The organism is Aminobacter sp. P4_H6_2 (assembly GCF_056400805.1).
Window position 1 is genome coordinate 1 of the sequence record NZ_JBFUKO010000605.1, and the last position, 3,212, is coordinate 3,212.

The window sequence follows — 3,212 nt, forward strand, 5'->3', positions numbered from 1 at the left end:
GTGCTAGCAAGACGCGCGAGGCCGCGACGTCAGTTCCATAGGTGTCGATGACGAATCCAATGGCGGACCGCACGGTGAATCCTGGTTCCGGCTGGGCTAGCCCGTGCGCCAATAGCGCGCGTGCGGCCCGGCCCAGCATCGGCCTTAACGCATCGTCCTTGATCCGTTCGATGAGGTTGTGGAGCAGGACGCGAAGGGTGCCCGCGACCGCTGTCGGCTCCGTCGCTAAACGCTCGGCCAGGTAGGCCCATGGTTCGAGCGCGACTTGCTTCTCGTCCTCAAGCCGCACGATCAGGGCGCCGCTGATATGCGACAGCGTCTTCGGCGCCTTCTCGTCGTCCGAAATGGCCAGATCGCCTAGCCAAAGACAGTCCTGGGCGGCAGTCGGAAACTCCGCGCCCAATCGGCCGGCGGTGCTGCGGATGATCGGGTCACCATCCTCGTCGTTGATGAGGGCTCCTAGTGCGGTCCAGAAACGCGCGCGATCCGTCTCAGATTCCCAAATTTCTCGCATCACGAACCCGAGCGCCGGGGAGAGCATCAATCCCAGGGCATCGGCCTTGCTGAACCGGTAGGCGCCGCTGACGATATCGCTCGGCTCAAGGACAAGCCGCGCTGCCGCGTAGTCGAAGAGCAGATGGTGCCGGAACTGAACCCATCGCTCGCTGTCGACGACAACGAGCACGCCTTCCTTGCAGAGGGTGTCGATCATGGCCGGATCGTTACCCGCCACATGGAGTGTTGGGGCGCGAAGCGCTCGCGCCTGAACCATGAGCTGGACCACGCGGCTGAGGCTGGTCCTCGCCGGCAAACCGTGGCCGCCGACGCGGTGATCCCAATAGAGGCGCAACAGGTCCGCTTGCGACGAGACTTCGTCTAGGTCGCTGACCGCGCCGCCCGAGATCAGCTCGCTGAGCAGCCGGGTGTTGAACGGTACCAAGGCCAGGTCACGCAGTCGTGGCGGCGCCTTTGAGAGACACGTCGCCAGCGCCGGCGACTGCTGCAGGAGTTGACCGAACTCGGCTTCGGACCAGGGCGGGACTTGAATGTGCTGGACGCCGGAGAAGGACGGGTCCGCAAGCGATGCTTCCGGGGGGGTGCCTTTGAACAGCGCGCGGAACTGTTGCCCCATGCGCAGGTCGAAGTTGCGGATCGAGGCTACGACGTTCCAGCGCCCCCTCAACTCTAGAACGCGCTCGATGAGCGCTCGGAAGACGCCTTCGCCGCGACCGCCGCGCGTCGCGTCCAAGGCGTCAACCACCAGATAGGCCGTCTCCGGTCCATCCCAGGCTTCGAGTACATCCAGCAGCGAATGCTGTATGCCAAGCTCATGGGACAGGCCTTCGAGGCTCTCGATCGAATAGCGATCGACAGCGAGTTCGAGGACATCCGCGCCGGCCTCGCCAAGGCTGCGGGCAAGGGCATTCAGAACGCCGCTCTTGCCGGCCCCAGRCTCCCCGATGATGAGTAGCGGGCCGTGGCGCGCAGCGGCTTCAACAGTTGCTTGGCAGTCTCGGCGCACGGTAAGCGGCGCGCCGCTGGCGACCTCGATCTTCTCATAACTGCTGAGCGCGTCGGTGATGCGTTTGGAATGCCGCTTTAGGGCTTCGATGTCGGCGCGATATTCAGGGCGCGCACCGAGCACGACGCCCCGGCTGGCGAGGAGCTGCCGCCAAGTGGAAATGTCGCCGCCGCCGCGGTCCCTCATCAGCCGGCCGCTGAGATCGGACAGTGCTGTGAAGGCGGCTGCGGCATCCACGTCCGGGCCGAAGGCTTTGACGAGGGACCCGCTCGCCAATGCGTCGCCTCGTTCGCCGTCAAACGTGAAAACGGCCACCAGCTTCGCCAACTCTGACAGCAGTCCGTCGTCCACTGGGCTCTTGGTGACGCTCGCCCATGCCCGTTCGACCAAGCTGAAGAAAACCTGATATGCCCGTTGCTGCGCTTGGTTGAGCGCGCCTTTGCCCGGTTGCGAAACGAGAAGAAGCGCGGCCGGTAGGTCCTCCCTAACTTGGACCGAGGCCTGGGGGCTCACGGCCAGCACCAGCCGGTCGCGGGCGGGATCGAGCGGCCGGTTCCACTCCATCGAACCGTCGCCCTGCCGAGCAACAAACCAATGGCGAACGAACTGCGCGATCGTCTTGCCCAAGGGCGAGCCGAGGTCTTCACTCAGGCTTGCGGTTGTCTTGGCCTGCACGGCGACGTAGCCGCCGTCGGTGGTTTTAATCAGCAGGTCGTCGACCGGCGCCTCAGTCTCGAAGCGGACCCATGTCGGCGCGGCGGCGCCGAGACGGAAGCTGTCGTCGAACCGGTCGCCCGCCAGAATCCAGGACGAGAATAGCGCCCCAAGCTGCTGTTCGAAGCGAACGCCGGCGCTAGTCGCGGCGCCACCGCCACCGATCCGATCACTGGGAGGGCCATTTCGCGGCGTATCGGTCAAGGCGCGCTTTCGGTCTGGATTTTGAGAGTAGCTTACTGATATCGGGGATCGCTGCTCTCGCGCAATACCCGCCTCCCTGTGTTCGTGGCCACCAAGCGAGATTCGAGCCGAACGTGGCAGTCGGAAACATGCGGTATATCAGCTCACCGGGCAGTACGGTGCAAGGGCTGCCAGACCAAACCGAAAGACGGGTACCTTTCAAATGGCGGGTTTCGGTTCGCGGCAGGTTAGGCTGTAAGGTCGCAATCAGATCGTTTGCCGAAGGTCCGCTTCAGCTAGATGTGTTTTGCGACTGGCTGGCTGCCGTTTCGCTTAGTGACTTCGGATGCCGTGAGGGGGCCGAGGCGCGCTCCAATGCTCCACAAATAGCGTCGTTCGCGGTCTCTTTCTAAATTGCCCAGTCGATTCGCTTCGTTGGATAGCGAGTCCGAAAATCAGAGCCTATATTATGCCCGTGAGGGCTCATGGGCTATTTTACTCGACCTTGGTGGAAAAGAGCTGCAATTCGGGTAGCGCTTTATAGTCGACCGCCGCAGCAGCAGGATATCTTTGCTGAGGCACCGCGCGATCAGGACTTCTTCCACATCTACCTGCACGACCGGGAAGGCGTGAGGCGCTTCATCGTTCGAGAAATGAACGATGAAAGCGTTCTGGGGCTTTGGTTTGACGACCCGCGAGGACAGCCTCAGGAGCGTCTCGTCACCAATGATGATTTGAAGGGGATGGCGGTATCGTTCCTGCACACTTACCGCTCGGCCCGCTTCACCTACAC

The 3,212-nt window shown here is 62.9% G+C and carries 1 protein-coding gene and 1 pseudogene; one reads left to right on the plus strand and one right to left on the minus strand.

Annotated features, from left to right (window positions below):
- Positions 1–2,440, minus strand: a pseudogene (locus AC1DUU_RS27305) (hypothetical protein); the annotation flags it as partial.
- Between the two features lie 464 nt (positions 2,441–2,904).
- Between AC1DUU_RS27305 and AC1DUU_RS27310 the strand changes: the two are divergent.
- The coding region (locus AC1DUU_RS27310; RefSeq protein ID WP_476786484.1) for a hypothetical protein at positions 2,905–3,212 on the plus strand (308 nt) is incomplete at its 3' end.